Annotated in this window: 19 protein-coding genes; 18 read left to right on the plus strand and 1 reads right to left on the minus strand. The window is 40.6% G+C overall.

Annotated features, from left to right (window positions below):
• Window positions 1-112 precede the first annotated feature (112 nt).
• The gene (locus AB0756_RS16130; RefSeq protein WP_038087077.1) at window positions 113-1,786 is read right to left on the minus strand and encodes a DUF3352 domain-containing protein; all 1,674 of its coding nucleotides are present in this window, start codon (window positions 1,784-1,786) and stop codon (window positions 113-115) included.
• A 433-nt stretch (window positions 1,787-2,219) separates the two neighbouring features.
• On the opposite strand from AB0756_RS16130, the gene AB0756_RS16135 reads away from it, so the two are divergent.
• The 18 genes from AB0756_RS16135 to AB0756_RS16220 all read left to right on the plus strand — a co-directional run bounded on the left by AB0756_RS16135 (window position 2,220) and on the right by AB0756_RS16220 (window position 26,528).
• Window positions 2,220-4,853, plus strand: coding sequence for a M1 family metallopeptidase (locus AB0756_RS16135; protein WP_038087074.1), 2,634 nt, complete (start codon window positions 2,220-2,222; stop codon window positions 4,851-4,853).
• A gap of 599 nt (window positions 4,854-5,452) precedes the next feature.
• Entirely contained in the window at window positions 5,453-6,670 is a 1,218-nt protein-coding gene (locus AB0756_RS16140) for a glycosyltransferase (RefSeq protein WP_038087126.1), read from the plus strand.
• Between the two features lie 103 nt (window positions 6,671-6,773).
• Window positions 6,774-7,964: a glycosyltransferase family 4 protein gene (locus tag AB0756_RS16145; RefSeq protein ID WP_038087072.1), complete on the plus strand. Its 1,191-nt coding sequence runs from the start codon at window positions 6,774-6,776 to the stop codon at window positions 7,962-7,964.
• Window positions 7,965-8,018: 54 nt separating this feature from the next.
• Window positions 8,019-10,145 carry a GumC family protein gene (locus tag AB0756_RS16150; RefSeq protein WP_038087070.1) on the plus strand — a complete coding sequence of 709 codons (2,127 nt, stop codon included), beginning with the start codon at window positions 8,019-8,021 and terminating at the stop codon, window positions 10,143-10,145.
• Between the two features lie 2 nt (window positions 10,146-10,147).
• The gene (locus AB0756_RS16155) at window positions 10,148-11,572 is read left to right on the plus strand and encodes an O-antigen ligase family protein (protein WP_038087068.1); all 1,425 of its coding nucleotides are present in this window, start codon (window positions 10,148-10,150) and stop codon (window positions 11,570-11,572) included.
• Complete coding sequence (locus tag AB0756_RS16160; protein ID WP_038087066.1) at window positions 11,565-12,113, plus strand: serine acetyltransferase; 549 nt, start codon at window positions 11,565-11,567, stop codon at window positions 12,111-12,113. The genes AB0756_RS16155 and AB0756_RS16160 overlap by 8 nt, the downstream gene beginning before the upstream one ends.
• A 51-nt stretch (window positions 12,114-12,164) precedes the next feature.
• Window positions 12,165-13,166, plus strand: a complete 1,002-nt coding sequence (locus AB0756_RS16165; RefSeq protein ID WP_038087065.1) for a glycosyltransferase family 2 protein — start codon at window positions 12,165-12,167, stop codon at window positions 13,164-13,166.
• A 47-nt stretch (window positions 13,167-13,213) separates the two neighbouring features.
• Window positions 13,214-14,608, plus strand: coding sequence for a glycosyltransferase family 4 protein (locus tag AB0756_RS16170; RefSeq protein WP_038087063.1), 1,395 nt, complete (start codon window positions 13,214-13,216; stop codon window positions 14,606-14,608).
• A gap of 5 nt (window positions 14,609-14,613) precedes the next feature.
• A complete protein-coding gene (locus AB0756_RS16175) occupies window positions 14,614-15,588 on the plus strand; it encodes a glycosyltransferase family 2 protein (RefSeq protein WP_038087060.1) in 975 nt (324 codons plus the stop codon).
• A gap of 150 nt (window positions 15,589-15,738) precedes the next feature.
• Window positions 15,739-16,584, plus strand: coding sequence for an ABC transporter permease (locus AB0756_RS16180; RefSeq protein ID WP_038087056.1), 846 nt, complete (start codon window positions 15,739-15,741; stop codon window positions 16,582-16,584).
• An 18-nt stretch (window positions 16,585-16,602) separates the two neighbouring features.
• Window positions 16,603-17,910: a glycosyltransferase family 4 protein gene (locus AB0756_RS16185; protein ID WP_038087053.1), complete on the plus strand. Its 1,308-nt coding sequence runs from the start codon at window positions 16,603-16,605 to the stop codon at window positions 17,908-17,910.
• Window positions 17,911-18,027: 117 nt separating this feature from the next.
• Window positions 18,028-19,395 carry a glycosyltransferase gene (locus AB0756_RS16190; protein WP_038087049.1) on the plus strand — a complete coding sequence of 456 codons (1,368 nt, stop codon included), beginning with the start codon at window positions 18,028-18,030 and terminating at the stop codon, window positions 19,393-19,395.
• A gap of 4 nt (window positions 19,396-19,399) precedes the next feature.
• Entirely contained in the window at window positions 19,400-20,686 is a 1,287-nt protein-coding gene (locus tag AB0756_RS16195) for an ABC transporter ATP-binding protein (RefSeq protein ID WP_038087047.1), read from the plus strand.
• A 153-nt stretch (window positions 20,687-20,839) separates the two neighbouring features.
• Window positions 20,840-21,808, plus strand: coding sequence for a hypothetical protein (locus AB0756_RS16200; protein ID WP_038087044.1), 969 nt, complete (start codon window positions 20,840-20,842; stop codon window positions 21,806-21,808).
• A gap of 31 nt (window positions 21,809-21,839) precedes the next feature.
• Window positions 21,840-22,541 carry a class I SAM-dependent methyltransferase gene (locus tag AB0756_RS16205; RefSeq protein WP_050046163.1) on the plus strand — a complete coding sequence of 234 codons (702 nt, stop codon included), beginning with the start codon at window positions 21,840-21,842 and terminating at the stop codon, window positions 22,539-22,541.
• Between the two features lie 13 nt (window positions 22,542-22,554).
• Window positions 22,555-23,865 (plus strand): glycosyltransferase family 4 protein, encoded by a 1,311-nt coding sequence (locus tag AB0756_RS16210; protein ID WP_038087041.1) that lies wholly within the window; start codon window positions 22,555-22,557, stop codon window positions 23,863-23,865.
• Window positions 23,866-23,901: 36 nt separating this feature from the next.
• Entirely contained in the window at window positions 23,902-25,179 is a 1,278-nt protein-coding gene (locus tag AB0756_RS16215) for a glycosyltransferase family 4 protein (protein ID WP_038087038.1), read from the plus strand.
• A 56-nt stretch (window positions 25,180-25,235) separates the two neighbouring features.
• On the plus strand, window positions 25,236-26,528 hold the full coding sequence (locus AB0756_RS16220; protein WP_408019888.1) for a glycosyltransferase family 4 protein: 1,293 nt from the start codon (window positions 25,236-25,238) through the stop codon (window positions 26,526-26,528).
• Window positions 26,529-26,582: the final 54 nt, after the last annotated feature.

Genomic DNA, 26,582 nt, shown 5'->3' on the forward strand with positions numbered 1-26,582 from the left:
TAGCTGTAGCTTGGAAACGAGAGTATGTGAAAAATCTTATTGGCGTGAATACAAGATTAAGAAGGCATTCCCAAGCTCCGCCTGGGAAAGACCTGGGGGGCATCTACAAATTTTAATTGCCAGATTTGGGTTTTAATGCTAATAACATCTCGACTTGAGAGGTTGATTTGTCTGGGCTAGTAGCCGTTACGCCCAAACCACGAATGGAACTCACGATCGCACTGGCTTCTGGGGAAATGGGTTGTTTTTGTGCGGTGGCAAAGCGATTGACTAAGGATGCAGTTTTATCCATATCTATATAAAAGTAGCCGCCGTTGGGTTTTTGCAAGGTGTTGGTGACTGCTTGGAAGTTTGCACTATTATCTAAGCTTGGACCTTTACGATCTGCTATCATTTCTGCGATTGGACCGCCGATCGCTACAAATAAGGTATTGCTATCGAGCCAACCGTGTGATAATAATGCTCCTTGTTTGGGAATTTGCCATTCCGTGATTTCTTTACCGCCGACATTTCTTTTGCCAACATTTAATGATTGTCCTTTGACAAGTGTGTCTAATTTGCTAAGGGTACCTTCTGCCGTTTTGCGATCGCCTGTTTGAAAGACAAATGCTCCGCCAAAGCCAATTTGTGCCAACACGCCTTGATTAGATGGGATAGCAGCAATTCCAAATTCCCTATCCATCCAGCTAAAAACGTCTTTATCGAGGTCAATATTAACAAACTTCAGTTGTTGACGGGCTGTTTCAAGGGTTTGTTTTAACTCAGGAACCTCTTTTGATTGTTCGACAACTGTTGTCCACCAACTACTGATTCCCTGTCCGCTCACAATTGCCATTGTCTCTGAGGGAAATACCGATACAACTTTAGAGTCAGTATTTTGGTATTGGAATTTTACAAGTTGGGGATCTAATTTAGCAGTTGCTTTCATCCGTACACCTGCATTGTCAATACCGATACCTGCCACCATAGATTTCACTTGTTTCAATTGTGACAATGTCTGTGGAGGTAATTGTGTTGTTTGTGGGTTGGTAGCGATCAGTTGCTGTACCATGCTAGCGTAATCTGGTACGTAGATTTGGGCAACAGTATTTTCAACGTTGACACCTTGAGTTAGCAAGCTACTTGCACCTTCCTTATTAGCAAAGGAAGGCTGTCCTTTAAATGTATCGATCGCACTTTCTATTGCTGGCTTTTCTGTTGCCGATATTACATATGTATTATTTAAAATAGCGGTGTACGTAGGTGAGCTTTTCCCAGAAGTTTCTATAATTTTTTCGCCTTTATAGTCAGTTTCTTTGATTTTTAAGTCTTTTTGTCCTTTTAATTTCGTAGCAAAGTTCAAAGCTTCAATTTTGTCTTTGATCCCTACCACCATGAGGACGTTGGATTGTTGGGAAGCTTGCGGGCTATTCTGCGCGGGCTTGACTGTCTTAGGCGGGAGTACGGCAATCATTACGCCACCTACCCAAGGTTTTAAATCTTTTTCATAAGAAATACTGTTGTCAGTTGAGAGGCTTTTGTTTAAGTCTTCTAGCCCTTTGGCAACTATCTTCTGTGCTTCTGGTGTCCCAAACTGTTCTAACTTTGCCCAAACTGCTGGATCGGTAGAAATATAAGTTGCCATTAATGCTTCATCTGGAACGATTTTGGCAGCATTGAGAGCATCGGAGACATTTCCTTGAGGACCACCTTTAAAGTACATGTAGGCAGCTATACCTCCTACTATAACTGTGGCAGTCCCTATAGCAGGAATTAAAAAATTATTCTTAGATTTACTTTCAGGCATTGTTAAAGTGTCCTATTTTCTTCAAATTGTCTTAGAGGTTAGTAAAAACGTCATTGTGGAGTTTTCGGAATCGTTAATTCATTTGCTGTTAACTTTTCGGTAATTACTGATAAAATGAATACTTCTATACAGGGCAGGTCTTCTAGTGATTCTAGAGTGACTACACCAGTTTGAAATGCCAATCCGCAAAAGAAAGTTCTTTATCTGAAAAATATATTCCTTAAGATAGTGGCAAGCTATTCTAAGCTATATAGATTTAGGATATTTTTACAGAATGTTAAACTTTCTTGGTACAAAATGCCCGTACAGAGATAACAGGGTGCAAAGTATTAGGGTGTATGGGATGAATTGGGGAACAGCACGAAACGATCGTGTTGTCGCCTCAATGTTTGAATTTAAGAGTTTTCAGGGTTTCTAAGGTCAGTAAACATCGATGTCGCAGTCTTATTTTGATACAGAAAGTAACCGATACAAGTCTTTTGAGTTACCGGGGGCGAAACCGCACTACAATCCAGATAAACCCGGACAGGTAGAGCATATTTTTCTTGACCTCAGCTTAGATATTCCTAACAAAAGTTACCACGGTACTTGTAGCATTACTTTAACACCTATCCGTAATGGTCTGGAGCGCTTGGTTCTGGATGCCGTTAATCTCAATATTAAGTCGGTTCAAGTGGATGGCAACTCACAACAGTTTGAATACGACGGAAAGCAGTTGTCGATCTACCTCAATGTACCAACTGAGATTAACAAGCAGCTTGCGATCGCGATTGCCTACTCAGCAGAAAAACCACAACGGGGTCTTTACTTTATAGAAGCAGACAAACACTACCCCAACAAACCCACTCAAGTTTGGACTCAAGGGGAAGACGAAGATTCTCGTTTTTGGTTCCCGTGTTTTGACTATCCCGGACAGCTATCAACTTCAGAAATTCGCCTTCGCGTTCCCAAACCTCTAATTGCAATTTCCAATGGCGAACTTATCGCTACAGATGAAGACGGCGATGACAAAATTTATCATTGGTTGCAAAAGCAGGTTCATCCAACTTACTTGATGACTCTTGCTGTTGGTGATTTTACGGAAATTCGCGATGAATGGAATGGCATTCCCGTAACATACTATGTAGAAAAAGGGCGCGAGGAAGACGCCAAGCGGAGTATGGGCAAAACTCCGCAAATGATAGAGTTTTTGAGTGAGAAGTACGGTTATCCCTACCCCTATCCCAAGTATGCTCAAGTGTGTGTTGATGATTTCATTTTTGGCGGAATGGAAAACACATCAACGACACTGTTGACAGATAGGTGTTTGCTGGATGCACGCGCCGCACTCGATAACCGCAATACGGAAAGCTTGGTAGTCCATGAATTGGCGCACCAGTGGTTTGGCGATTTGGTGGTGATCAAGCATTGGTCTCATGCTTGGATTAAGGAAGGTATGGCTTCTTATTCAGAGGTTATGTGGACGGAACGAGAATATGGTGCAGAAGAAGCAGCATATTATCGATTGTTAGAAGCTCGGAGTTATCTGGCGGAAGATCGCGGGCGTTACCGCCGCCCGATGGTAACTCACGTTTATCGAGAAGCAATTGAACTTTACGATCGCCATATCTACGAGAAAGGATCGTGTGTTTATCACATGATTCGGGCGGAATTGGGAGAAGAGTTGTTCTGGAAAGCAATCCAAACATTTGTGCGGGATAACGCTCACAATACCGTAGAAACAGTGGATTTGCTGCGGGCGATTGAGAAAGCAACCGGGCGCAATCTCCTGTTCCTATTTGACCAGTACGTTTATCGTGGCGGTCATCCAGATTTTAAAGTGGTTTACTCCTGGGATGGAGATTCCAAATTAGCTAAGGTGACAGTCACTCAAACTCAGGCAGAATTGGATAACAATGGTAGCAATAACAGTTTGTTTGACCTGAGAATTCCTATCGCTTTTGGATACGTTAAGGAAGAGGATAAGGGAGACAAGGGAGACAAGGGAGACATTTCTTTCTTATCTCCTTACTTAAAGACTTTCACCGTGCGCGTCTATGAACGGGAACAAAGTTTTTATTTCCCGTTAGAAGAAAAACCCCAATTTGTTACCTTTGATGTAGGGAATCATTGGTTGAAAACGGTGTCTTTGGAGTACCCGATCCCAGAGTTGAAAGCACAGTTGGAATTTGACCCCGACCCCATTTCTCGTATTTATGCGGCTGAGGCTTTGGCAAAGAAAGGTGGTTTGGAAGCATTGAAGGGACTGTCTGCAGCACTCGTTAAGGAACCTTTCTGGGGCGTCCGTACTGAGGTGGCAAAACAGATTGCAGAAATTAAATTAGATCAAGCTTTTGATGCTTTAGTTGTTGGGTTGCAAGACAAGAATGCTCAAGTGCGTCGTGCTGTTGTAGACTCACTGAGTGAAATTAAAACTTCTAACAGTTACAAGGCGTTGAAGGATTTGCTTGAGAAAGGCGATCCTAGTTATTATGTGGAGTCAGCAACGGCTCGTGCTGTCGGTACAATTGCAACAGCATCCGCGTCTTTGAAAATAAAGGAAGACAAGGTTATTAAGTTGCTGAAATCTGTTCTGGAAGACAAGGGTGGTTGGAATGAAGTCGTGCGAAGTGGCGCGATCGCAGGTTTATCACAACTCAAAACCTCGGAAGATGCATTAGAGTTGGTGATGGAGTATACAAAGCAGGGTGTCCCGCAACCGCTTCGTTTAGCTGCAATCCGTGCTTTAGGAAAGATTTCTGTAGGTCAAAAAACGACACATTTAGAAAAGATTTTGGAACGATTGACAGAGATATCACGGGAAACGTTCTTTTTGACTGAACTAGCAGTGGTGACAGCCTTGGGGCAAATGGAAACACCAAAAGCGATCGCGCCACTGCAAGCCATAGCAGATCAAACACCAGATGGGCGAGTGCGTCGCTATGCTGAAGAAGAAATTTCTCGGGTTCAAAAGAGTGTTGGTTCCGATAATGCGTTGCGTCAGCTGCGTTCTGAAGTCGATCAACTCAGGCAACAAAATCAGGAACTGAGAAGTCGTTTAGAGAACTTAGAAGCGAAATCTAAGTAAGGCAATCTGCCCAGCTATATCTTTTTTGTACAGACGCGCCACGGCGCGTCTTTCTATATGCCCCAATTCTGTATGGCAGTATTGGCAACTGCAGATGAAGGCAACGGATCTCCCGATCCCTGCCCTCAGTCTTATGATAATTTTTTCCTATTAAACATTAAATTCTGTGTCGGATTATTTATATAAAATATATTAATATAGCTTATTTTTCAGAAAGGCGATGTAAAAATTAAGACAAGAGTTGTGAAGATTTTGTGAAGATTTAACCTTGTCACTAAATTTAATGGTAGAAAATACTAGATTATTTGAAGACCGTCATCAAATTTATTGAATCAATCGCAGTCTGCGATCGCGTCCCTTAGTTAAGTAAAAGATTTCTCTACGTATTTTACGTAAAGAAAAGTTTGAGCATCAGTGAAGTATACAGGGAGGCACGAAGGATTTTTACAATTCAATTATCGAGAATACTACTATTGGGGGAATGCAAAAACTCATAAATTTATTTAGTTTGTAGGAGGAAATCGTTAAAGTTTTTTAAAGTTTTTTTTAAAAATAAAAAACATTAGAGCGATTGCACCTAACTGTGCAGGGTGGTCATAATGCGTAAGCCTGTTCTCACGATTTTTTACCAGTTCAATCCTTGGAACACAACAATCGGAGGAATTCAGACACTTATAAAGACCTTTATTAAGTATGCTCCAATCGAGTTTGAAGTAAGACTTGTAGGAACAGGGGATTGTCCGGAAAAACCTGTTGGTGTATGGCAGCAAGCAGAATTTGCTGGCAAAGAAATTAGTTTTCTACCGTTATTCACATTGCAAAATGATAATGTTAGGAACTTGATACCAACAACACTAAAATATACGGCGAATCTTTTAGGAAAGTGTTTTGAGTCAGACTTTATGCACTTTCACAGGATTGAGCCAACACTAGCTAGTTTTTCTTGGAAGGGAGAAAAAACACTTTTTATCCACAACGATATTAGGACACAAATGCAGGCAAGTGGTGACAAAAAAGCCATTCTCTGGCGACGATTTCCTGCAGCGTACTATACCCTAGAGAGCTTATTAGTTCGTCAATTCGATCAAATTCTCTCTTGCAATACTGATGCAACCAAGCTGTACAAACAGCAATACCCCACCCTCCAAGACCGTGTTAAATATATAAAAAATTCTTTTGACAACGAAATTTTTTATTCTTTGACTGGAGAGCAGCGTGAAGCTAAAAGGCGGGAACTAGCTTCTCAACTTGGTTTGGCTGAGCAGACGCGTTTTGTGTTATTTGCCGGTCGGCTTCATCCCCAAAAAGACCCTATCTTACTTGTACGTGCGATTGCGGCGTTAAGCGATCCCAACGTTCACTTATTAATTGCGGGTGATGGAGAGCTAGCAGCAGATGTTCGTGCAGAACTTGTTAAATTAGGACTATCCAGTCAAGTTACGATGCTTGGAGCAGTTACCCAAAAGGAAATTGCACACCTGCATCGTATCTGCAATGTTTTTGTTTTAAGCAGTGAATATGAAGGGTTACCTTTGGTCGTTCTAGAAGCGCTTGCTAGTGGGACACCAGTAGTGACCACTCAATGTGGTGAAACTCCAAAGCTACTTGGAGTGAAAAGTGGAATTGTCTGTTTGGAAAGGACTCCGACGTGTTTAGCAGAGGCTATACGCAAAGTTCTAATACATCCAGAGGACTATCCAGCAGAAGCGTGCGTGCGTGAGGCGCAGCCCTACGCAGCTCGTACAGTAATTCGTGACGTTTACAGCGATATGTTAAGTCGTTGGGAGCAAAAAGCGAGTTTGGCTGTGGGAGTGTGAATAGTTAAAAGTGCTGGAGTTTTTCTCCTTTTAGACTTTTAACGCTTGATTTAAACGGACCGCTACTAACCCATTTCAGATTACAGGTAAAGACTGAATTCTTATGAAAATTGCTGTAATTGGTGCTAAAGGTTTACCTCCCAAACAAGGAGGAATTGAACATTATTGTGCGGAAGTTTATCCTCGAATGGTAAAACAAGGGCATTCTGTTGATTTATTTGCCCGTTGCTCTTACACAGATTGTTCGTGGCTGGAACGCTATGATTATCAGGGCGTGCAAGTCATTTCCGTACCGGGTTTGAACTTGAGAGGTATCGATGCTTTTATCACTTCAGCTTTGGGAGCGGTGGCTGTTAGTGCCAAGAAATATGATATTATCCACTTCCACGCTCTCGGCCCATCTTTGTTTACTTGTTTGCCAAGAGTTATCAATTCTGCAAAAGTTGTTGTAACCTGTCAGGGTCTGGATTGGCAACGCGCCAAGTGGGGTAGTGTTTCCACTCGCGTCATTCAAACCGGTGAAAAGGCAGCTGTGCGTTTTGCTCACGGATTGGTCGTTGTCTCGGATGCACTGCAAAACTATTTCTTGCAAACCTATGGCAGGAATACAGTTTATATCCCCAACGCGCCAGCTAGCTATGGTCAGTCAGATCCAAACTTTGGCTATGGCAATCAGTTAGGGCTTGAGAAAGGACGCTATGTTGTGTTTCTAGGTAGGCTTGTACCGGAAAAGCGCCCCGATTTACTGGTAGATGCCTTTAATGCTTTGAAACCCATGGGTTGGAAACTCGTCTTGGCTGGAGGTGTAAGCGATACCAAATCTTTCACCTCACAGTTATTAGAAAAAATAGCTCACAACCGAAATATCGTATTTGCAGGCGAACTTCGAGGACCTCGTCTTTGGGAAATAGTTCGGGGGGCGGGGTTATTTGCTCTGCCTTCCGATCTAGAGGGGCTACCTCTTGCCATGTTGGAGGCTATGCGGGAAGGAGTACCAGTTTTGGCTAGCGATATTCCTCCCCACAAGCAACTACTCGGTGGAAGTCGAGGAACGCTTTTTACCACTGGAAGTTTGGATTCTTGCATTCAATCTTTGGATTGGGCAATCGCTCATCCTCATGAAATAGCATCCATGGCAGTCCATGCAAAAAGGCACATTTCACTGAATTACAGCTGGGAACGCATTACTACTGACAACTTGAACCTCTACAAAACACTTCTAGAATCACCTGCATCTTTGAGGGGATTGGAACAAAACCAAACAGAGTTAGCCGAGGTTTTAGGTAAAAAGTAAGTGGTTGGTGGTTATTTCTGAAGAACGACCAACGCCTAACAAGGAAGGTATTGTATGGAAAAAAGTGTTTCATCTGTTTTAGGAGTGTTAAAGAGGCGAAGTTTACCTGCTGTCGCAGCGTTTGTGGCTACGATTGGTGGTGCGATCGCATACCTTGCAGTTACCCCAAGTCAGTATGAAGCTTCAGCGCGATTGATGCTTGATAGCAAGCAAACAAGCGTTTCTGAATTGGGTCGCAACCTATCGCAAGTGTCTTCAAATACGCCAGGTGGTCCCAGTCCGCTAGCCGATCAGGCGGAATTAGTCAAGTCCCAACGAGTTTTAAACCGCGCCCTGCAAATCTTTAAAAGTTCTTACAAAAGCACAACTCAGGTCAAAATTCAAGACCTGAATAAAGGTTTGGGAGTGAAAATAGTCCCTGCGACTAACATCCTGCAATTAAGCTATCAAAGTAAAAACCCAAAACTTGCTGCTCAGTTACTAAATTCCGTTGCTCGAGCAATGGAAGAAGAAAGTGCCAATACAATCCGCCAAGAAGCCGCTAACGTGCGGAAGTTTTTGGAAATGGAAGTCCCCAAGGCTCGCGAGAAACTAGAGAATGCCGAACTGACCGAAAACAGATACAGGCGAAGTAGTGGTATTATTTCTTTTACCAAGCAAAGCGAGAGTTTGGTGGATAGTCTAGCAGCTTTAGAAAACCAGGAGCGGACTTTGTCTGCTCAATTGCGAGAGTTGCGATCGCAAGATGCATCACTGAGGCAAATTACCAATGCGACAGCCCTTAAAAGTGCTTATGCATCTGTACGCGGCGGTCAAGACGAACAACTCAAAGAGCTGCGAACTAAGTTGACAGAATTAGAAACAAAACTGGCTGAGTCTCGTGCAAAGTATACAGAAGACCATCCAGATGTGCGATCGTTACTTTATCAGAGAAACACCATTCGCAACTTGTACATTCAGGGACTCAACCGCGTCTCTTCTGGAGAGCGACCAGTTTCTCCCAACAATGTAGCCGCAGACCAGGTGAGCCAAAATTTCTCCGCCCAACTCATTGCCAATGATATCGAACGCACGGCGGTGGAAAATAAGCTGAAAAGCGTTCAGACTCAACGCGCTAATCTCCAACTTCGCCTTGCACAACTCCCAATTCAACAGCAAAATCTAACTCCTCTCACGCGTCAGCGAGAAGAAGCGGCAGAGACTTTAAAATTGCTACAAGGTAAATACGAGGAAGCACGGATTGCAGAAGCGCAACAGGTTGGAAATCTCCGCATAATTGAAGAGGCTCAACCCCCAACCTCCGCCACATCTCCCAAAAAACCAGCGGTACTGGTACTTGCAACTGTATTGGGAACGTTGCTTGCCACTTCCATAGTACTGCTTCTGGAAATGATGGACAATACCTTGCGCGATGCATCAGAAGCAGAAGAATTACTCAAGCTCTCATTGCTAGGAGTTCTGCCAAGACTCCCTTCAAAGACACTCGTTCTCGAACCATCGCAACGATTCTTAGATAATATGAGCTTGGTTGAGCCATATCGCATGCTCTTTAAAACCCTGGAGTTTCGCAGCGATCGGATGCGGGTGATTGTTGTCAGCAGTTCCATTGCAGGAGAAGGTAAATCTATCGTCGCCTCGCACCTAGCAGCTATAGCGGGTATGCTGTCTTGGCGGACATTGATAATTGATGCAGATTTGCGAAGACCGGAACAACACACGCTGTTTAATCTGGCTGGTAAACCAGGGGTGAGTGATGTGCTCGAAGGAGATATATCTCTAGCGGATGCAGTGCAATCAACAGATATTGAGAACTTGGATGTACTGACTTGTGGGGAATTGCACGGACGCCCGTCACAGTTGCTAGAGTCAATTGCCATGAAGTCTTTAGTAGCAGAAGCGTCTGAAAATTACGATCTTGTGATTTTAGATACGCCACCTCTCAGCGCCTGCGCTGATGCAGCAACCCTCGCCAAACAAAGTGATGGAGTCATGCTAGTTACACGTCCCGGCTTTACTTTGAAGGAAATTCTTTCCCGAAGTGTATCGGAGTTAACGCGAAATCGCATACCTGTATTAGGAGTTGTGGTCAATGGAATGACAAATCAGACGGAAAAATACTACCAGTATTCTGTTAACGGTTATCTACCGCGAAGGCAATTGACAAGTTCGAGGTCTAAATAACAATGTGGATGCATCAAAGCTCAAGTCGTTCCAATCATTTGGGGCTGTTAATTGGGTTAGCAGGTGTCGGGGTTGGTGTTGCGATAGGATTTTTTGTTGGTACCAAGCCCCTATACCTGATATTGGCTTTGTGTGCAATCCCAATTCTTTTCTACTTTTTTGCGCGGTTTGAGCAAGCAGTTATCGGTTTATTAATCCTGCGTAGTTCTCTGGATGCTTTTTCGTCTCTACAATTACCGGCTGTTTTTGCGATCGCAGTAGACGCTCTCACCATACTTTATGTAACAGTGAAGTTACTAACAGGTCAACCAGTGAAGGTTGATAAGTTTTGGTGGTTCTTTGTGGGTTGGCTGATAATACAAAGTCTGTGGGTCATACTTTTACCATTAGGAGCATTGGGGCTGGGGGCTCCATTTTTATCAGAAGCTATTCGGGAGTGGGTGCGTTTGTTAACTTGGGCAATGGTGTACTTACTCGTGATGCAGCTTAAGGATAAAATCTCGCCAGAGAAATTTGTTTCCAGACTTTTTTTAGCTCTCATTGTACCAGTATCAGTAGCGTTAATGCAGATGTTTCTGCCCTCGCTGCTACCTCCCATGCTTTCTAGTGGGGGTGGAGGCGGTTTTGGTGCATTGGCATCTGAAGGTGCGCGCATTAGAGGTACTTTTGGTATGGCAAATACCTTTGTCACCTTCTTGTTATTGTTTATTGGTTTAACATGGTGGAAACTGAAATGGGTACAGCATCGGGCTTTGTGGTTGGTATTGCTTGGCATACTGACTTTATTGTTTGTCAGTACCAAGTCTTTATTTAGCTTGATGATGCTTGCCGTTTTTGTCTTGGTTTTGATTGCTCCGAGATTGAGCTTGCTGAATTTAATTGGTGGAATATTGCTCTTTGGGATTGTTATTGCCTTATTTGCCAGTTCGGAATTTGGGCAACAACGCCTCGCTTCAATTGCCAACACACCACTTCTCAATCCCGATATTGATATATCACGGGCAATACTGTTATCTGAGGGAGACCATAATAGCTTTAACTGGAGGCTTTCTCAGTGGAATTTACTACTCAACCGATGGCAAGAGTATCCATTTTTAGGCTACGGTTTGGGTTTGAGCGTTCAAGTCGCTGGTAATGGATTCTTACCACACAATGACTACATTAGGGCGATGATTGAGGGAGGAATTCTTGGTTTTGTGACTTATATAGGCTTTTTCCTAGCTCAAGGATTCCGTCTAATTCAGTTAATGTATCAAACACCTCGTAACAACCGACAATATGAATTGTGTTTTATTTTATTAGCTATTCTAGCATCTCTTCCTATAGGAATGATTACAGAAAATATCTGGAGTCATACAACTCTTTTCTTTTACTGGTGGGCTTTATTTGCAGTCGTAGGTTGGAATTGGAGTGAAAAATATGAATAAATTTATGAATGACATACTACAAGATTGGAAAATCAATCAAGACACAAGCTTAAAATGCCGTCTCATATTATTAATGTTTCGGATAGCCCAAAAACTTAGCTATTTACCAACTCCCTTTTCTTGGGTATCAAAGTTTTATTGTGGTATATATTTACTACTTGTCGATTGGATTTTAGGTGTTGAATTGCCCTGGAATACCCAAGTCGGAGCACAACTAAAACTACATCATGCGCGGGGACTAGTTATCAATCAGGAAACCATAATTGGGAACAATTGCATTCTCAGACATTCTACAACTATAGGGAACAAAAAACTCCTAGATGGGTCAATTAGTGGTTCTCCAAAAATAGGCAACAATGTAGATATTGGTGCTAACGTTGTTATTCTCGGTGAAATTACAATTGGCGATAATGCAGTGATTGGCGCTGGTTCTGTTGTTGTCAAAGATGTTCCTATAGGTGCTGTTGTTGCAGGCAATCCGGCAAAAATTATTCGCATGACACATAAAACAGTGTCTTCTATGTTAGTGGTTAGTGGTTAGTAGAACAACCACTAACCAACAACCAACAACTAACAACTAGTAACAAAATTTATGCCAAAAGTTTCCGTTGTAATTCCAGCATATAACTCAATGCAATATCTCCCAGAAACTTTGGAGAGTGTTTTACAGCAAACGTTTACCGATTTTGAAGTATTAATTATTAATGATGGGAGTTCGGATCGTATAATTCAATGGGCTTCTGAGATAGCAGATCCGCGAGTGAAATTGATTTCTCAACAGAACCAAGGCGTATCTGTTGCTCGAAACACGGGTATTGCCAAATCTCAAGGGGAGTACATAGCGTTCTTAGATGCTGATGATTTATGGGAGCAAACCAAATTAGAAAAACAAGCCCGTTGTTTGGATGAGAATCCAGAGATAGGTTTGGTACATACAAGTATGGCTTTAGTGGATTCTCAAGGGAAATTGACAGGAAGAATCATGACTTCTTCCGCACAAGGAAAAGTCTGGAAGGAACTTGTGGAGTCAAATAAAATAGCTTGTTCTTCAGTAATGGTTCGTCGCTGTTGTTTGGAAAAAGCAGGTGGATTTGAACCTAATTTACACTTTGCTGAAGATTGGGATTTATGGATTCGTATCTCCTCTCATTACTCCTTTGCCGTTATCAAAGAACCTCTTTATTACTACAGACAAATTCCTACGAGTTTGTCTAAAAATTTGGCAGTGCTGGAACAATCCTTTGATTTTGTTATAAAGAAGACATTTTGTTCCGTGTCTCAAGAGTTACTATATTTAAAAAACCGCAGTTACGGTTATGCTTACCTCTGTTTGGGGTGGAAAGCTTTGCAAAGTTACGATAAAGATTACAAGCGGGCGATTCAATTTAGTCGCACAGCTCTTGTATACTATCCTCAGCTACGTTACTCTCGCGAGTACATCCGTTTGAGTTTGGCAACAAGAGCATTGCAATTGTTTGGTAATAATGGTTATAGCAAGTTATTAGAACTAGCTTATGCTTTGCGTCGTAAAATCTTAAGTTTGACTGCTATTCGTAGTTCCAAAATTATTGAGAAATCTACTCATTCTGTATAAGTGTCCCTCTAAGTGTCCCTATTTCCGACTCTCCCATCCTTAAAACAATGTTGAACTATAAAAGCCTGGAAAAGCATAATGTAATTCAACAGCAACCGCTAGATTCAAAGGAGCAAGCAAAACTCGCAATCGCGTTATTGCATTGTATGGATTTGATTGATGATTTTTTAGATCATATTGATATTTCTTTTGAGACTTATTGTCATGAGTTTGTTGGGAGCTGGATGTTCGGCTACATCAAAGCCTTGAAAAGAGTGGGTGTCAGGACAATATTGTTCTGCATTTCTGCTCGTTTTACTGAAGTTTCGCGTTTTACCCACGTCCCTAGCGGTGCTACAATATGTGTAATACCTGCGCCTAAAAGCTATATGGCTTACCGTGCAGTTCGACGGAAAGCGCTCAGTGTTTATGGTGCAGGTGAAGGGCAGGCGTTTAAAGATATCCAAGACTCGAATGTTACTCGTCGCTCCTTACTGACAAGGTTGAAAAATATTGCCCAGAGTTTGGGGACTTACTTGTCTACTCCGTTAGCATTGCTTGCACGAGAGATAAGGCGTGAGGACTGTAAGGCGATTTTGTGTCAGGAGTATGAGTACGCCCGCTTTGATAGTTGCGTACTTTTAGGGCAATTGATGCGTTTGCCAGTGTTTGCCACTTTTCAAGGAGGCGACAAGACTCATAGTTTTTTAGAGTATCCTTTGCGACAAATAGCGTTTCGAGGATGTACGGGCGTAATTATCTCTACACAAAAAGAAATTGAGCGAGTGCGCGATCGCTACAAGCTCCCAGCATTTAAGATAGCTAGGATTTTCGATCCAATGGATACCATGTCATGGTATGCTTTAAACCGAGATGAAGCACGAGCTGCACTTGATATACCACTCAATGCCCGTGTCTTGGTATGTCACGGTCGGATCGATTTTTATCGCAAGGGCTTAGATATTCTGACATCAGCTTGGCAGCAAATTTGTTGCGAGCGTCCAGATCGGGATCTGCGACTCCTTTTAGTAGGCACGGGACCAGATTCGGACAAACTCCGCGAGTGTATTGCAAAGATGCAGTTGCGGGGTGTTATGTGGCGCGACGAATTTGTCAATTCTCGCGACGTACTTCGACTTTATCTGTCGGCGGCTGACGTTTATACCCTTTCATCGAGACAAGAGGGCTTTCCCATCGCACCTCTTGAAGCTATGGCTTGTGGTTTACCTGTTGTCGCTGCTGATGCACCGGGTGTACCGGACATCCTCGAAGGAGGCGAAGTTTCTGGTGGGATTGTCGTTCCAAGAGAAGACGTAAAAGCCCTGACAGACGCGCTTGGGAAAGTTTTAGATGATGAAACTTGGGGGCGTGAGTTAGGCAAGCGTGCGCGTCGTCGAATAGAAGAATACTTTGCGCCTGAAGTCATTGGTATGCAATTGCGTGCATTTCTTATTAGGGGGTAAAAAATATGCCAAAAGTTACTGTTGTTATTCCTGCCTACAATGCTATGGCTTATCTGCCAGAAACGGTCGATAGCGTTCTCAAGCAAACATTCACTGACTTTGAAGTATTGATTGTGAATGATGGCAGTACAGATAACGTGGTTGAATGGGCTTCTCAAGTCACAGATGCGCGAGTGAAACTGATGACTCAAGAGAACCAACGCGTATCCGTAGCACGCAATACGGGAATTAACAACGCTCAAGGGGAATATATAGCCTTTCTAGATGCTGATGATTTGTGGGAACCAACCAAGTTAGAAAAACAAGTGCGTTGCTTGGATGAAAATCCAGAAGTCGGTTTGGTATATACTTGGACGCTCTTAGTCGATAAGGATAACAATCCCACAGGAAGAGTCTTTGCTTCCGATGTTGAAGGTAAGGCGTGGGATAAGATTCTTGAAAATGACATGATCTCTAGTGGAAGTTCTACTATGGTGCGTCGTTCTTGCTTTGACACTGTCGGATTGTTCGACCCCACCTTGTATTATGCACCTGATTTTGATATGTGGGTTCGCATTGCGCTCCAGTATCCCATTATGGTTGTTAAAGAACCTCTACTCCGCTACCGACAACTCCCTAACAGTTTCTCGAGAAACCGTCAGAAAATGGTGGAGGATCTGCGCCAAGTAATCGAAAAAACATTTAAATCACTTCCCCTAGAACTGCTGTATTTGAGAAATCGGTGTTACGCCAATATGTTTCTTAAATTAGCATGGGTAGCTGTAGATGACGGAGACTGCAAAAAAGCGGCTCACTTCCGAGAGCAGGCTGTATTACACTATTCACCAGTAAAGTTTTCCGAACAATACCTGCGATTGAGTTTGGCGATCGCAATGATACGTTTCTTTGGCTCGCAAGGTTACGACGGAGTGAGAACCTTCACCCATTCCCTGCGACTGCGTATGTTAGGGCTCGGGAGACCCGTGACTGGCGAGCGGTAACAAAATATTCCCAAAAGTCGATTTGTTTTTAAGAAAAAAGAAGTAATAAATGAATAGCAACATAATGGTTTCTTCAGAAATTTCAGTTCGGCTTATTTTCCAAGAATTTTACTGTGTCTAATTTAGAAAAACAAAAAAATAGGTAAGTTGATGAACACGGGTAAGTTAGCAAACAGAGAAGAACTTATTATTGAAGCAGGTCGGACTGAAAGCCAGTACTGGAAAGACCTCTGGAGATATAGAGAACTCTTTTATTTTCTAGCATGGCGCGATATTTTGGTGCGCTATAAGCAAACTGCAATTGGCATGGCATGGGCATTGATTCGACCCTTTTTAACGATGGTAGTCTTCACAATTGTATTTAGTACTTTAGCGAAGCTACCCAGTGAAGGCAACGCGCCTTACCCAATTCTCGTCTATGCTGCTATGTTACCTTGGCAGTTTTTCTCTAGCGCGTTAACCGAATGCAGTAACAGCCTAATTAACAATGCAAACTTACTTTCTAAAGTCTATTTTCCACGTCTGATTGTACCAACAAGTGCTGTTATTGTCAGCTTTGTAGACTTCATGATTTCGGGTATGATTTTGCTAGCATTGATGGCATGGTACAATTTTATACCAGATTGGCGTATATTAACACTTCCGCTGTTTATTCTCATTGCCTTTGCTGCTTCAATAGGTGTGGGATTGTGGCTAGCAGCTTTGACTGTGGAGTACCGAGATTTCCGCTATATCGTGACGTTTCTAGTACAGTTTGGTTTGTACATTTCGCCTGTGGGTTTCAGCAGCAAGATTGTTCCCGAACAATGGCGTCTGCTGTATTCACTTAACCCAATGGTAGGAGTTATTGACGGTTTCCGGTGGGCTATTTTAGGCGGTGAGTCCCAGATATATTTACCAGGTTTTGCACTCTCTTTAGTGATTGTGGCTCTACTTTTGTGGAGTGGTATTTGGTACTTCCGCAAGATGGAACGCACTTTTGCCGATGTGATTTAGGTGTGTGATTTTTGATGTATGAAAGTTTTGTACGACATTTCATGGCTGGGAACTGGATTTTATCATCCTCCTTGTCGCACGGGAATTTTTAGAGTTGTTGAGAATTTGGCTTATGGTCTGAAAAATTCACAAGAGTGCGATTTAATTTTCTGTACGCATGGCATTTCTTTAAGATTATGTGAGGTTCTTGGTTACTTAGAATCAAATCCAGAACTCGCGAAAGTCCCTCTAAGTTATAACAGCAAAAACGTAAAATTTAGACGAAGTTTCTACAAGGTTTATCAAGAACTCAACCAAAAACTGACAGACATTCCAGCTTCACAAAAACTAACACCTGAGATATTAAGGCTTAGGGCGCTCAGAAAGGTTTTGACTTACGTAGCGCAAAGTGTAGAATTCTTTTATCAACCGATTACACCCAACAGTCTTGCTGAAGCAGAGATATATCATTCACCTTATGAGGCAATTCCGGATGAAATAAGAAAAGCAGCAACTCCTATAAAAAAAATTCTCACAGTACACGATTTAATTCCAATTATACATCCAGATTTTTTTGAATTTAATAAGGATACTGTCGAAAAAGCTCTATCAAGTTTAGATCCTGAGTCTTGGATTTTATGTGTTTCTCAATCAACTAAAGATGACTTATGCAATTACTCAAGCATTATTGACCCTTCTAAAGTTTTTGTCACTCACTTAGCTGCTTCAAAACTTTTCTACCCTTGCTTGGATTCTCAAGAAATTGAAGCAACGTGTGGTAAATATAACATACCAAACGCACCCTATATACTCAGTTTAAGTACCTTAGAACCCCGGAAAAATATTGACCTGACAATTCGATGTTTTCTTCAGCTCATTCAGCAAGAAAAGATTCAAGATTTAAATCTCGTTTTGGTTGGGGCAAAAGGTTGGAAGTATGACAAAGTTTTTGCCGAAATCTCCAAAAATCCTATCTTAAAAGACCGCATTATCACCACAGGCTACGTTGCGGATGAAGATTTGGCGGCTGTATACAGTGGTGCGATCGCCTTTGTTTATCCCTCCTTCTACGAAGGTTTTGGTCTACCTCCCTTGGAAGCCATGCAGTGCGGTGTTCCTGTCATTACTTCCAATACCTCTTCGTTACCTGAAGTGGTTGGTGATGCTGGAATCATGCTTGACCCCAAAGACGCTGATGGGCTTTGTCACAGTTTGTTTGAGCTTTACAACCAGCCCGGATTGCGAAAGTCCATGTCATACAAATCTCTAGAGCAGGCAAAAAAATTTAGTTGGGAAAAATGTACTCAACAAACACTGACTGCTTACAAAACCGCCATATCATTCTAAGTTTTCAGTAACAAACCAAACAACAAATTCAAACAATCATGAAAGAAAACCATTACAGACATTCAAGGAAAGTTTTATACTCAAATATCTATAAGGGATAATAAGGTCAAAAGATTTATGACGAGCGGACAAAATGGGTTATCAAAATGTATTCAACGACCTATCAAAATTCTAATTGTTAGCAGAGAAATTCCTCTAGAGAATACAATAGGGAGTGCTACTTATATTCTAAATTTCCTAAGCTACTTACGACAAGTTGGTTTTCAAATTAAATATATAATACCAAATCCATCACCATCGCTTCATGTCAAAGCACCTTGGTGTGTAATTTCACCTAACTTCTTCAAACTGGCTAATATTTCAGTTAAGAATAATTTGAGGATAGGGCGTCTTCTGCTGAGATTTAACTCGATATCAGATTGGGTGATTGAGTCATTGCGATTAATTTACGATAGATTGCCAGAAGCTCTGAAAAATATGTATCGTTCTGCCCGAGAGCAACGACAGTTAACGCCCCTGTATTTAGTCACCTCTAATGTTTGGGATGCTCCAATCATGTCTGAGGAAAGCGATTTTATAAATTCACAGTTTATTCGATTCAAACCTGATGTTGTCATCGCTAATTATGCCTTTTTGGCAAATGTTTTAGAATTTCCTGTTTTAGATAAGAACGTAGTAAAAGCTATACTAACTCACGATGTACGCCACCAAAGAGGCGATCGATTCCAACAACTAGGGCTGACTTCTTTTGAAACTTGCTGGAACCGGGAACGAGAAACTCTAGAGTTGAGCAAAGCACAACTCCTGTTAGCTATTCAGGAAGAAGATGCTAACCTCTTTAAAGAAATGGCACCGCAGTGTAAGGTGATTTGTATGCCTATATCTGTGGAATGTCACTCTCACGCGATCGAGCAAGTCCCCGGTCGTTGCTTATTTGTTGGTAGTCGTGTCGATCACAACTACTACGGTCTACAGTGGTTTTTGGAGAATGTGTGGCCAAAAATCTTAGAGTTAAACCCACAAAGCAGTCTTGATGTATGCGGAACCGTGTGTCAGTTGATTCAAGGTAGTTTTCCTAATGTTCGTCTTTTGGGTAGGGTAGACGATATAAAACCTCTGTACAGCGCTGCTGAAGTTTGTCTGGTTCCTTTGCTAGCGGGTAGCGGTCTAAAGATTAAACTTGTGGAAGCAATGTCCTACGGTCGTGCTTGTGTTTCTACGAGTGTGGGAGTTCAGGGATTGGGTGACACAGTAGGTACAACAACACTCGTAGCAGATACTGCTGAAGGTTTTGCAATGGCAGTGCATACGCTTTTAAGCAATCCAGATAAACGCCAATGGATGGAGGAACAAGCTTATAGATACGTGCGCGAAAAGCTTTCTCCTGAAGCCGCCTATCAACCTTTTGTAGACTACATTCACCAACACGTACAGCAAGTATCAAACCAGTCTCAGAAATTTCAGTTTAATGTTGTTAGGAGTTAAGTAGATGTCAAAAACAGTCATTCAAGTTGAAAATTTAGCTAAGAAGTACGTTATTACCCATCAAGAAAAAGCCGGGAATTATAAAACGTTTCGCGAAGCAATGACCAATGCAGCAAAATTCGTTGCTAGTTCTCTAATACCTAATGGGAAAAAGGAATCGAATTTAGGGAGAGAAGAGTTCTGGGCGCTGAGGGATGTCTCATTTAAAATTCAACAAGGCGATCGCATTGGTATTATAGGTCGCAATGGAGCGGGGAAGTCAACGCTCTTAAAAATTTTGAGCAGAATTACAGAACCAACCAGAGGCTCCATTCGGATTAAGGGACGAGTCGCTAGTTTATTAGAAGTAGGAACAGGATTTCACCCAGAATTGACAGGAAGGGAAAATATTTTTTTAAACGGTGCTGTTTTGGGGATGAGCAAAGCAGAGATTCAACGCAAGTTTGATGAAATTGTGGCGTTTGCAGAAATAGAAAAGTTTTTAGATACACCTGTTAAACGTTACTCTTCAGGTATGTATGTAAGATTGGCGTTTGCAGTAGCCGCTCACTTAGAACCAGAAATTTTGATTGTAGATGAAGTGCTGGCGGTGGGAGATGCTCAATTTCAGAAAAAATGTTTGGGCAAGATGGAAGATGTCGGTAGGGAGGGAAGAACCATTTTATTTGTCAGTCACAATATGGCAGCTGTGAGAACGCTTTGCAGTCGGGCAATACTCATGAAACACGGTCAATTGCAGATGGACGCGGAGATTGAAACAGCGATCGGTAGTTACCTAGCTGAGGATAGTAGTTCAGAGGCACGTATTATCTGGAACCAAAAAGATGCTCCTCAATCTCCAGAACTTCGCTTTCTTGAAGCTTATATTTCGAGTGATGAAGGTAATTATACTTCTATAATTGATTGTCGTAAAGGCTTTTTTATAAATTTGAAATATGAAGTCATAAAGCCTTTAAATGGTTTAAGAATTGGCTTTTTTATGCAGAACTCAGAAGGATTACCTATTTGTGGTTCTAACGATCCCACAGCTTGGTTAAAGTTAGAAAAAAGCCCAGGTACTTACGTAAGTCGGTGTTTTTTCCCTGGTTATACCTTAAATAGCGGTAAGTATTCAATTTATTTTGGAGCTGATGTGCCACCCTACTCTACTTCTCTCATAACAACTCCCTATTGCATAAGTTTTTCTATTGAAGATGTTGAAGGACATGGTCCTCTCAATGAAAAACTTCCAGGAATTATAAGACCTAAATTGAACTGGCGTGTAGAACAACTCCTTAAAGCGGAAGTATAAATATTTTCAGGATTTTTAAGTTTAAAAATAACCTTAAAAATTCTGTAGAAAATAATTTTTTTTAGTCCTGAAAATTTCAATTCAAAAATTAGATTTTGTCATTTTTAGCTATTCTCTACAACGGATTAACTATTTTCAAATTACTAAGTAGCTATGTCTCTCTCAACTCCAGTCGTTTTCATAATTTTTAATCGTCCCGACCTGACAGATATTGTATTTAAAAAAATTGCTGAAGCTCAACCGAAAAAGCTTTTAGTTATTGCAGATGGTCCCCGCTCTCCTGAAGAAGCTGAAAAATGTAGTAAAACCAGAGAAATTATTCAAAAAATAGATTGGGATTGTGATGTTTTAACTAATTTCTCAGACAAGAATTTAGGATGCAGAGAGCGAATAGTAAGTGGATTAAACTGGGTATTCTCGCTTGTTGAAGAAGCAATTATTTTAGAAGATGACTGTCTTCCGGCACCTTCTTTCTTTACTTTTTGTCAGGATTTACTTGAATACTATCGACATGACAAAAGAATAATGATGATTAGTGGAGATAATTTTCAACTAGGACAAAGTAGAACTAACTATAGCTATTACTTTTCAAAATATGCTCATATATGGGGTTGGGCAACTTGGAGAAGAGCTTGGCATTACTACGATGCTAATATGGAAACATGGCCGGAGTCTAGGGAAGCAATAAGCGCTCTAATAGAAGATAACTATGAAAAAAAGTTTTGGATCGACATATTTGAGCATGTATTTAATCGTAGGCAAGATTGGGATTGGCAATGGGCTTATGCCTGTTTAACCCAAAATGGTCTGTCAGTGATGCCTAACGTAAACCTAATATCAAATCTTGGTTTTAGAGAGGATGCAACACAAGCTCTTCATAAAAGTCCTTGGGCAAAACTACCAGTAGATGATATTTGGACAATAAAGCATCCACCTAACGTGATTAGAAATGTCACTGCTGACAAATACACATTTGATTATCACTATGAAGGTAATGATATGAGAAAACGCGATACTATTCAATGGAAGATTTATAATTATTTTGCGATCCTTTTAGAAAAAATTAAAAGAAAATTTTTTAACGTTATGTCTAAAATTTATGTCGGAAAATTAGGATATTAATTTCATTAGCCGTTATTGGAGTCAGTATAAAATGAATAATCTTTATACAATTGAAAATGCAGAAAAATTTAATTGGTCTTCTGTTAGCGGTCAATTAAATCCAGAACGCGTGTCTCATCTGGACAAGTATTTAATAGGTAAAAAGATTTTAGATGCTGGTTGTGGTGGAGGTGCATATGTAGAATTTTTGTCTCAAAAGAATTTAGAAGTAACAGGTGTTGATAAATATGAGCATTTTTTGCAGGTAGCACGACAAAAAGGAAAATTAGGTACTTACATTCAAGCTGATATCACTAATCTTCCTTTCCCTGACAAAGTGTTTGATTGTACCTACTGCTATGATGTTTTAGAACATATAGATGACCAAGCTGCTATAAAAGAATTGATTAGAGTAACTTCTAAAAGACTGATTGTTGCAGTACCACAAGAAGATGAAATAATGAAAAAGTTTAACTTAACATTCTTGCACTATCAAGATAAAACTCACTTAAGAAACTACACAGAAAATTCATTAAAAAATCTTTTTTTAAGTAATGGTTGTACAAAGATAAATATTTTTTCAGAACTGTTTGTTCCAACTCAAGGACTTGTTAACGAGATGATATTAAAACCAAATACAACTCATTTGAGGCATTTGTATAAAAAAATAATTTATAAAATACTTCTTACTATACTAGAAAAAGTTTCATATAGAAAAATACCTACTGGCTTGGTAGCTGTTGTCGATCTGTAATTGTTAATAACTTATGAAAGTTTTATACAACATAACTCTGCTGGGTGCAGGGTATTACTATCCTCTCTCTCGCACGGGAATTTTTAGAGTTATTGAGAATCTAGCTTATGGTCTAAAAAATTCAAATGAGTGCGATTTAATTTTCTGCTCCCAAGGGTCTCCTCAGATATTATTCGATGTTCTCGACTACTTACAATCGAATTCAGAACTAGCAGGAGTACCAATAGGTTACCAGAGCAAAGATTTGAAATTTAGGCGATTGTTACAAAATGTTTATCATCCACTCAATCAAAAGCTGGACAATCTTCCACTGACACAAAAATTATTGCCTGATATATTAGTGCTTAGGACGATCAGAAAAGTTTTGACTTATGTAACGCAAACTGCAAACTCTTTGTATAAACCAATCTCATGGCATAACCTTGCTGAAGCAGATATATATCATTCACCTTATGAGCCAATTCCAGATGACATAAGAAAAGCAGCAACTCCCATACAGAAGTTTCTGACAGTACACGACCTGATTCCAATTATACATCCGGAATTTTTTGACTTACAGGATAACGATACAGTTGAAAGAGCTATATCAAGTTTAGATCCTGAGTCTTGGGTATTATGTGTTTCTCAATCGACTAAAGATGACTTATGCAATTACTCAAGCATTATCGATCCTTCTAGAGTTTTTGTCACACATCTAGCAGCATCAAAACTTTTCTATCCCTGCTTGGATTCCCAACACATTAAAGCCACTTGCAGTAAATATAACATACCAAACGCACCCTATATACTCAGTTTAAGTACCTTGGAACCCCGGAAAAATATTGACCTGACCATTCGATGTTTTCTTCAGCTCATTCAGCAAGAAAAGATTCAAGATTTAAATCTCGTGTTAGTTGGGGCAAAAGGTTGGAAGTATGACAAAATTTTTGCGGAAATCTCTAAAAACCCTGTCTTAAAAGACCGCATTATTACCACAGGCTACGTTGCTGATGAAGACTTGGCGGCTCTCTATAGTGGTGCGATCGCTTTTGTTTATCCCTCATTCTATGAAGGATTTGGTCTACCTCCCTTGGAAGCCATGCAATGTGGTGTTCCTGTCATTACCTCCAATACCTCTTCGTTACCTGAAGTGGTTGGTGATGCGGGAATCACCCTTGACCCCAAAGACGCTGATGGGCTCTGTCATAGCTTGCTTGAACTTTACAACCAGCCCGGATTGCGAAAGTCCATGTCATACAAATCTCTGGAGCAGGCAAAAAAATTTAGTTGGGAAAAATGTACTCAACAAACACTTGCTGCTTACAAAACCGCTCTATCCGCTTAAGTTTTCAACTGCCATGAATATTTGAAATAGAAAATAATGAAAATTCTTTACGATATATCATTACTTGGAATAGGCCATTACGATCCTGTCAATCGAACCGGAACGTTTAGAGTTGTTGAAAATATGGCATGCGGGCTGGCAAGTTTAAAAGACATCAATTTAAAATTTTGTGTCAGTCAAAATTTACCAGTGCTGGTAGAATGCCTGGATTATTTGACATATAATAAAAAACTCTTAAAAAAAACTCTTGCCTATTCAAAGCCACAAGAATTTATTGCGAGACAACTGTACAACTATAATATTAAGCTGAGTAAATCACACGATACACTACCGCTTAAAGTTCTCAAAAAATTTTATAGAATAGCCAATAGACTAGCTGAAAAACACATACATCCCCTCAATGCTAAACTTTTACAAAATGCAGATGTTTTTCACTCTCCTTGCTTTGCCCTAACTTCTCAAGTAAAAGAATCTAAAAATGTTAAAAAGTTTTTGACAGTTCACGATTTAATCCCCATTTTATATCCAAATTTATTTGAACACAATAATGAGGAATATTTAAAGAAAATCTTAAACAGTATTGATTCTGAAGATTATGTGACTTGTGTATCAAACTCAACCAAGAATGATTTATGTAACTATTTAAAAAACATTGACCCCGAACGAGTATTTGTGACCCATTTGGCTGCTGCACCTGATGTTTTCTATCCTTGTTCGAATTCAGAAAAACTTGTCGGTATCCGCAATAAATATCATATTCCTAATGCTGCGTACATTCTCAGCCTCTGTACTTTAGAACCTCGAAAAAATATTGACCACGTTATTCGCTGTTTTGCAAAGCTGATTCAAGAACAAAATATTAAAGATCTATATCTTATCTTAGTAGGTACTAAAGGGTGGAGTTACAACAAGATTTTTGAAGAAGTTGCCAACTTTCCTTTAGCAAAGGAACGTGTCATTCTAACTGGATATGTAGCTGATGAAGACCTAGCTGCACTTTACAGTGGCGCACTTGCTTTCACGTACCTTTCTTTTTACGAAGGATTTGGTCTACCACCACTAGAGGCTATGCAATGTGGTGTCCCAGTTATTAGTTCAAATACCTCTTCCCTACCTGAAGTTGTAGGGGATGCAGCTATTATGCTTGACCCTTTGGATGTAGATGGGCTTTGTCAGAGCATATTAGAGATCTATAACAATTCATCTTTAAGAGAAACAATGTCTTTGAAATCAATCGAGCAAGCAAAACGTTTTAGTTGGGAGAGATGCGCTCGAGAAACTGTAAAAGCTTACAAGAAAGCTGTAGCTGTTTAGATTATATTAGTTAACTCATCTAGGCAAACAAGTTTCTTTAAATTTTAGGAGTTAAGATGACAATTCGAGTAGCTTATGACATAACTTGCTTGTTGATTGAAGCAAAACACATCGATAGGAAGAGTGGAGTTTACAGAGTTACTGAAGAGGTAATGGATGAACTCAATAAAAGAGATGATATTGAACTATCATTAGTCAAAATATGTGCGGATAATTCTTTATTTAATGCTCTTGATTTTTCTTGTTATTTAAAAAATGAACCTTATTTAAATACCTATAAAACGACCGATCTTTTGAAGAGCCGGCTCAATTTACGAAGTCTCTACGACGAAATATATCCTATTTTTTCGTCTGAAGAATTTCAAAGAATGCCAAAGTTTTTACCAAAAGCCATCATCATTAGAGGAATTTTTAAACTTCTAAGAAAGTTTGATGCATATATTTCTTTTGATAAGAATAACTTTGATATTATTCATTCCCCTTATCATAAATTACCTTCTGAAGAATTGACTAAAGGTGTACCTAGAGTTATTACTGTCCATGACATTATTCCCATCATTATGCCTGAAATGGTCAATCCAATTCTCATTCCTTATTTTCAGGAAGTCCTTAACAGTATAAACCACCATCAAGATTGGGTCGTATGTAACTCTGAATACACCAAGCAAGAGTTTTGCGAATACACGGGAATGCCACTTGAACGCACGTTCGTCACTCCACTAGCGGCGACCGATCGCTTTTATCGAGTGACTGACTCTGCTCGGATAGATACCGCTCGTCAGCGCTATGGTATTCCTGATGGTGATTACTTTTTAAGTCTTGGGACTCAACTCGAACCTCGCAAAAATCTAGCTCATCTAATTCGTTGTTTCTTGCGGTTATTATCCGAGCAACCCAATCTCAATATTAATTTGGTTTTAGTCGGCTCGCAACGCTTTCAATCTGTTGAAACTATCGATCGCCTTTTTCCTCAATTCAGTTCCAGAGTGCTGTTTACTGGATACGTTGCTGATGAAGATTTAAGCGCCATCTATAGCGGTGCGACGGCTTTTATTTACCCTTCTCTTTACGAAGGTTTTGGTTTACCTCTCTTAGAAGCCATGCGCTGCGGTACTCCTGTTATCGCTTCCAATACAACATCCTTACCAGAGGTTGTAGGTGATGCAGGTATCTTGGTCGATCCAAAAGATGAAGATGCTCTTTGTCAGGCGATGCTCGACTTGCTGAGAGACAGTCACTTAGTTCAAGAACTCCGTCAAAAAGGTTTTGCGCGATCGCAAAATTTTAGTTGGTCAAAATGTGCTGCTGATACCGCAAAAGTCTATAAACGAATTGTCAACCATCAATGATTTAATTTAATATAAGACACAGATATGAAACTGAACGTGTTTAAGTTGTGTTTG

The sequence above is a fragment of the Tolypothrix campylonemoides VB511288_2 genome (genome assembly GCF_045999855.1).
Classification (GTDB): Bacteria; Cyanobacteriota; Cyanobacteriia; order Cyanobacteriales; family Nostocaceae; genus Scytonema; species Scytonema bouteillei_A.